This is a genomic window from Cupriavidus sp. SIMBA_020, assembly GCF_046535395.1.
GTDB classification, from domain to species: domain Bacteria; phylum Pseudomonadota; class Gammaproteobacteria; order Burkholderiales; family Burkholderiaceae; genus Cupriavidus; species Cupriavidus campinensis.
In genome coordinates this window covers 1-235 of the sequence record NZ_JAWRWU010001695.1, presented here as the reverse complement: position 1 = coordinate 235, position 235 = coordinate 1, and the positions used below count along the sequence as shown (strand labels likewise).

The following is a 235-nucleotide window of genomic DNA, read 5'->3' as shown; positions in this document are numbered from 1 at the left end:
GCCATAGAACAGCGCCGGCGCCGCGGCGCAGTCCGCAATCGTGAAGCGGCCGCAGGCGGCCCACGGCCCGTCCTGCAATCGCGCCTCCAGCCAGGCATAACACCGCGCGATGACGCCATGCGCTTCTCCCACGCCGAACGGATCGCGGCTGTCTTCGGGGCGCAGGGCGTTGCCGACGATGCGTTGCATCGGCACATGCACGTAGTCGTCGAACACCTGCGCCATCATGCGCGCA

The 235-nt window shown here is 68.9% G+C and carries 1 protein-coding gene; it reads right to left on the bottom strand.

Annotated elements, in window-relative coordinates; genetic code table 11:
• Positions 1-235 (bottom strand): glutathione S-transferase family protein (locus tag SB751_RS35385; protein ID WP_410749662.1); only part of this gene is annotated, 235 nt, incomplete at both ends.